Below are 6028 nucleotides of genomic sequence, written 5' to 3'. Positions count from 1 at the left end.
TGCAAAGGAGTTCGCCATGTCTGCACCCAACGTGCGCGGATTTTTTGATCCCGTTACCGCTACCTGGACATATGTGGTCTGGTCTGCAACCGATGCCCAGAAGCGTTGCGCCATTATAGACAGCGTGCTGGATTTTGACCTTCACGCCTGCCGCACATCCACTGTTTCTGCCGATGCCGTCATTGATTTTGTCCGCCAGCAGGGCTTTGTGGTGGAGTGGATTCTCGAAACCCACATCCATGCGGACCACGTCACCGCAGCCAGCTATATCAAGGAAAAAATGGGCGGGAAAATAGCCATCAGCAAACACATGCTGGATATTATTTCCACATGGACGCCTATTTTCCAAACGCAGGAGGACACGCCCTCGGACGGATCTGCCTTTGACCGTCTGTTTGAGAACGATGAAGAATTCACCATTGCCGACATGCCCGCAAAAATCATCCACACGCCGGGGCATACCCCCGCAGACACCACCTATATTGTGGGTAATGCGGCCTTTGTGGGCGACACCATCTTTTTGCCCGATGTGGGTTCAGGCCGGTGCGACTTCCCTGGCGGGAGCGCCGAGGATTCGTATGATTCCTCCCGCAAGCTCTTTGCCCTGCCCGATGACCTGCGCATCTATGTGGGGCATGACTACCCGCCGGAGGGGGTGCGCGGCCCACAGTGCATGGCAACTGTTGGCGAGCAGAAAACCGCCAATGTGCGGCTGAACCTGCACGTGGGCAAGGCCGAATTTGTGGCAAAGCGCAAGGCGGACGATAACGGCAAGGCCGTGCCGCCGCTCATATTGCCCTCGCTTCAGGCCAACATGCGCACAGGAAAATTCGGCAAGGCCGTCAATGGCCTGCAATTTGTAAAGCTGCCCGTGAACCGCATGTAAGGCCAAGGGCAGACATTCAGCATGCAGACAAAGCCCCTTCTTCCACCAGCATTACCGGAATGGACGAAGGGGCTTTAAAAAAATGTGTAAATGCAGAATGCTGCCTTACAAAAAGAGGGATAGCTCAGTAGCAAAAAAGCTTGCGCCAGCGTGTACGCCGCTGACTTCATAACTCTGGCTACTTTTTGCCGTACACCGCCCTTGCAAGGTCAACCGCAAACGGTCCAGCCATACCCGTTGGCGTGGTATTGGTCAACGCCACAAAGGAAATGCCGTTGGCGCGATCCATAAAAAAATGGCTCCCGTATGCGCCGCTCCAGCTCCAGGTGTTCTGGCCCCCAGGGTATTCCGCCTTTTCAGGGCGCAGCAGCACAGCGCCGCCAAAACCAAATCCCCAGCCCGGCGCTACAACCTCATTGGTTTTACCTGCGGTTACGCTCAGCCTTTGCGACAATATGGGACAGACCTGATCGGCAGTCATGGCCTTCGCGGTATCCGGTTTGAGGATGGAGCCGCCGTTTTCGCGCACAGCCTCGAGAAATTTCAGGTAGTCTGCCGCTGTTCCAACCATCCCGGCGCCAGCGGAGGGAAAGGCCTGCTCGTCCAGCGCCCTCCCCGGCTGAAAACGCGTTGCGGAAACAGCGTTGGGCACAATTTCAGTCTCGCCCATGCGGTGGGTCTTGCCATTGGCCCACACATAAGGTGCGGCAAGCAGGTCAGGATCATCTGCCATAAAACCCGTGCGCGTCATGCCCAGCGGCCCGGTTACAAGCTGCTGCACAACGTTGGGCAGATTGTCCCCGCCAGCGCGGGATACGACTTCGCCAAGCACATCAATGGCAAGGGAGTATTTCCAGTCCGTACCCGGTTCATAATAAAGCGGCACCGTAGCAAGCCGCCAGATGTTTTCTTCCAGCGTGATGGGCGGGTCATCCAGACCATCGGAAACTTCGGCCAACGCCATGGGGCCATCGGGCGGCTCCGAGAATCCATAGGAAAGCCCGGCAGTGTGCGTGAGCAGGTGCCGCACGGTAATGACAGGATCCGCCTTGCCCGCAAGCGCAGGGGTAAAGGAGGGGATCCAGCGGGTAACGGGGTCGTCCAGAGCGATCATGCCCTTCTCCGCCAGGGCCAGAGCCGCGGCGCTCGTAATGGGCTTGCTCATGGATGCCAGCCGAAAGCGCGTATCCGGGCTCATGGGAGTGGATTTTTCCGCATCGGCCATGCCCACGGCCCGCGCATAGACCACCTGTCCCTGACGGGCAACCATGACTACAGCCCCCACTATGCGGCCCTCGGCAACAGCCTTGTTCAGCACGGCATCAAGCCGCTGGGCCAAGGCCGCTCCGGCTGTTTTTTTGTCGCTGGCAGCAGCTGCGCCGCCAGCCGTAGCCAAGGCGCAAAGGGCAACAACCAGCAGGACTACAATCAGGACAACAAACCGGGACGCCAGCTTGCCCGCGAACACACCCGATATTTTTTTCTGCTTCTGCACGCATCCTCCCCGCAGGCAAACCAGCCCTGCCCTATTTCTGCTGATAGAGCCACTTTTGCTTACAGATGTAAATACCGGGAACTCTTTTCACAAACATTCGGCGCTTAACAAAGAAAAAGCATTCCGCTAGGATTAAAACCAAGCAGGAGGACACCATGAATCCACTCTTTTCTCCCATCAAACTTAAAGGGCTGACACTGCCCAACCGGATAGTCGTCCCCCCTATGGATCAATACTCGGCAGACGAGGGACGCCCCGTGCACTGGCATGCCATGCACTACGGCACCCTTGCCGTTTCCGGAGCCGGGCTGCTCATTGTGGAAGCTACGGCAGTGGAAGCGCCGGGGCGTATATCCCCTCAGGATCTCGGCCTGTGGAATGAGGAGCAGGAAGCCGCCCACAAGGCCATGATTGATTCCATCCGTGCCTATTCTTCCACGCCCATCGGCATCCAGATCGGACATGCCGGGCGCAAGGGCGCTACGGGCCTACCTTGGCAAGGAGGCAAACCGCTGCTGCCCGCTGATGGCGGGTGGGAAATATGCGCGCCTTCCGCCCTGCCCTATGCGCCGGGGCATCAAACGCCAACAGAACTCACGGCGGCAGACATAGCCCGCCTTACAGCATCTTTTGTGGCTACAGCCAAAAGCGCCCTGCGTGCCGGGTATGACGCCATTGAGCTGCACGCGGCCCACGGCTACCTGATGCACGAATTCCTGTCGCCGCTCAGCAATGTCCGTACCGATGCCTATGGCGGCAGCCTTGAAAACAGGATGCGTTTTCCGCTGGAAGTGCTGGCAGCGGTACGCGCCGTTGTTCCTGCCAATTACCCTGTGGGTGTGCGTGTTTCAGGCACCGACTTTGCCGAGGGCGGCTGGAATGTGGAAGAATGCTCGGCCTTTGCCCAGGCCGTTGAAAAGGCAGGGGGCGCGTACATACACGTTTCCGGCGGCGGTCTTTCACCCGACCAGAAGATCACCCTTGCGCCCGGATATCAGGTGGCGCTGGCTGCTGCGGTCAAGGCCGCAGTGAGCGAGCTTCCTGTTATTGCCGTGGGCCTCATCACAGAGCCGGAACTGGCCTCAAGTATTGTGGTTACAGGGCAGGCCGACATGGTGGCCATTGGCCGCGCCATGCTGTACGACCCGCGCTGGCCCTGGCATGCCGCTGCCGCTCTGGGCCAGACTATTGCCGGGCCGTCGCCCTATCTGCGCAGCAAGCCGCACAACGTGAAGGATCTTTTTGTGCAAGGCTGATTTACCCAACCTACAGCTTAAGCGCAGAAGGCCCCGCAATCTTTAACGATGCGGGGCCTTCTGCATTGACCAGCCCGATCAATGCCGCGCGGGGATTGCTCCCGACGCAAAGTTTCGGAACAGAGTCTGCTAGGGGGTGTCCACCTTGTGGGCCTGTGCTTGCGGCTGTACTTGAGCCTGCGGCTGACCTTCGGACTCCACTTCTGCATTGCCCTCAGGGCTGTTTACGATCTGGGTTTCCAACGGGGCCGCCCCGTGACGCAACTGCCAACGAGTGATCGTCTTGTTGCTGAACATCCGCAGCGGAATATAAAAAAGAATGAACCAGAAAACCATGCTCGGCTGATTGCCAAACAGCGGCAAGGAAAAAGGAAGTTCAGGGCTGACCATGCCAAAACGCAGTTGCATCCAGGCCAGCATGATGGGAACAGGCCACAGCGAGGCTACAAACAGGGCATTGCTGAGCGAAAAATAATAGCCAAAAGCCTCATGCCCCTGACGATTCACGGCCTTGAAGGCTTCCTTGCCAGAGTTCTGCAAGGCGGATTCGCTCAGTTCATGGTAGTGCCGCATGTCATCCTGCAATTTTTTCAGGCGCTTGCGGTGCATACGTTGGGCCATGCGCAGGGTGGCAATGCCTATGAGGCCCGCAACCAGCGCAAGAATTGCTGTTCCCAAAAAGTAGGCTGCCTCGGGCTGCGGCACCATGCGGTACGGCAGCACAAAAAAAGGATCAAGCCAGACCAGAAGTTGTTCCATATCTCAGCGGCTCCGTTTTTCGCACAGGGCGATTCTGCGCCCTTGCGCACGGGCAGATTAGCATTCTGTTGTAAAAAGGAAACACTGCATCCCCATGGGCAGGCCAGGGGGATGCAGTGTTTTTCATGTTTTCAGCATGTTCCGGACATTGCCGGAATACTAGCCGAACATCTTGATATTGAAGAAGCCGCGCAGGATGTAGTCGGTGCCGACATACAGGGCCAGCACGATGAACAGGCGCTTCAACCAGATTTCGGAGAAGAAACGCGAGGTGTAGGGGCCAACGATGGAGCCCACGGCAATACCGGCCAGTTCAAGACCAACCAGATTCCAGTCCACCAGCGCGCCATGCAGCATGAGCGTGGTGATACCGGTGATCATGCTGAGCAGCACGGCCAGAGCGGAGGTGCCGGCAGCCAGGTACATGGGAAGCTGGGTCACGCTGGTGATGAAAGGCACCAGCAGGAAGCCGCCGCCCACGCCCAAAAAGGCCGCGATGCTGGCGATAACCACACCGCCGAAGAAGGGCAGCAGGGGGTTGAAGGCAAATTCCACGCCGCAGAAGGTGAACTGGCAGCTGGTCATGGAGAACTTGATGAGCTTCACGCCAGTGGGGGCAGCAACGCCTTCGCCCTTGGACTTGGCGGCAGCTTCAAAAGCCTTGGCGGCTTCCTTGGCCTTGGCCTTGGAACGCTGACCGGCGGGGGAGGTTTCCCACATCAGGTACAGGCCCAACAGCAGCACGAAAAGACCAAAATAGCCCTGGTAGGACGAGAAGTTCAGCTTGCCGGCAGTCAGCGAAACAGCACTGAAAGCGCCCACGATGGAGCCGAGGCCCAAGGCGAAGCCCAGGGGCAGCACAAGGCGCTTCATGCGGTAGTAGCTGAACGTGCTGATAACAGCGGAAAGACCGGCGAGCATCTGGTTGGAGGCGCGCACGGAGTCGGTGACGGATTTGTTAAGGGGCGTCTTGCCAAAAGATTTGGCATACGCGCCAAGGCCGTGCACGGTCATGTGCCCCACGCCAGCCATAACGCCGCCAAAAGCGCCCACAGTGGAGAAAATCCAGCCCACCCACAAGGCCCAGCCAAAGGCCAGAATCATGTTGACCTTGGGGCCGCCGGGAATGCCGAGGTAGCCCGGTTCAGCCTGCATATTGAGGGTATTGGGGGCCGTTTCCACCTGTTTGGCGATGGCATTGGCAAGCACGCTGCCGTCAGCAGCAAGAGCGACACTGGCGGTCAGCACCAGAAGTGAAGCCACCACGCCGAAAAGTACCCACTTGTTTCTCATTCCAACTCCTCCCGATCAACGTCGCACAAGCGAACGGATAATAATGCCTGAAAGCGCCCTGTTGAGGCGGCTTCCTAAAAAAACACATGCACCCACGAAAGCAGCGTCTGCGGGAACACGCCCCACAACACCACACCTGTCAGACAGCACAGAAGTACAGCCCTCACGCCCGCACCGCCCGAAGCTGCCTGTATGGGTGCGGGGTGATTTGCCGGGGCCTCCTGCATGTACATGCGTCGTGCCACTCCAAGATAATACCATGCGGAAATGGTGCTGCTGATCACAGCCACAAGCACCGTTACCGTATACCCTGCCGAAAAGGCTTCTTTAAAGAGCATG

At 58.1% G+C, this 6028-nt stretch carries 5 protein-coding genes and 1 pseudogene; 2 read left to right on the top strand and 4 right to left on the bottom strand.

Annotated elements, in window-relative coordinates; all coding sequences use genetic code 11:
• Window positions 1–886, top strand: an 886-nt coding sequence (locus VEZ52_RS01615) for an MBL fold metallo-hydrolase (protein ID WP_324835249.1), incomplete at its 5' end; no start/stop codon positions are given.
• 178 nt (window positions 887–1064) lie between these two features.
• On the opposite strand, the gene VEZ52_RS01610 is transcribed toward VEZ52_RS01615, so the two are convergent.
• Window positions 1065–2381, bottom strand: coding sequence for a serine hydrolase domain-containing protein (locus tag VEZ52_RS01610; protein WP_324835248.1), 1317 nt, complete (start codon window positions 2379–2381; stop codon window positions 1065–1067).
• A gap of 155 nt (window positions 2382–2536) precedes the next feature.
• Between VEZ52_RS01610 and VEZ52_RS01605 the strand changes: the two genes are divergently transcribed.
• Window positions 2537–3637, top strand: a complete 1101-nt coding sequence (locus VEZ52_RS01605) for an NADH:flavin oxidoreductase/NADH oxidase (RefSeq protein ID WP_324835247.1) — start codon at window positions 2537–2539, stop codon at window positions 3635–3637.
• Window positions 3638–3766: 129 nt separating this feature from the next.
• On the opposite strand, the gene VEZ52_RS01600 is transcribed toward VEZ52_RS01605, so the two are convergent.
• From VEZ52_RS01600 to VEZ52_RS01590, 3 genes and pseudogenes are all read right to left on the bottom strand, one after another.
• Window positions 3767–4396, bottom strand: coding sequence for a hypothetical protein (locus VEZ52_RS01600; RefSeq protein WP_324835246.1), 630 nt, complete (start codon window positions 4394–4396; stop codon window positions 3767–3769).
• Window positions 4397–4555: 159 nt separating this feature from the next.
• A complete protein-coding gene (locus VEZ52_RS01595) occupies window positions 4556–5689 on the bottom strand; it encodes a sulfite exporter TauE/SafE family protein (protein ID WP_324835245.1) in 1134 nt (377 codons plus the stop codon).
• A 74-nt stretch (window positions 5690–5763) separates the two neighbouring features.
• Window positions 5764–6028, bottom strand: a pseudogene (locus VEZ52_RS01590) (NADH-quinone oxidoreductase subunit N); the annotation flags it as partial.

Source organism: Desulfovibrio sp. (assembly GCF_035644575.1).
GTDB lineage: Bacteria > Desulfobacterota > Desulfovibrionia > Desulfovibrionales > Desulfovibrionaceae > Desulfovibrio.
This window is presented reverse-complemented; position numbering and strand designations above follow the sequence as displayed.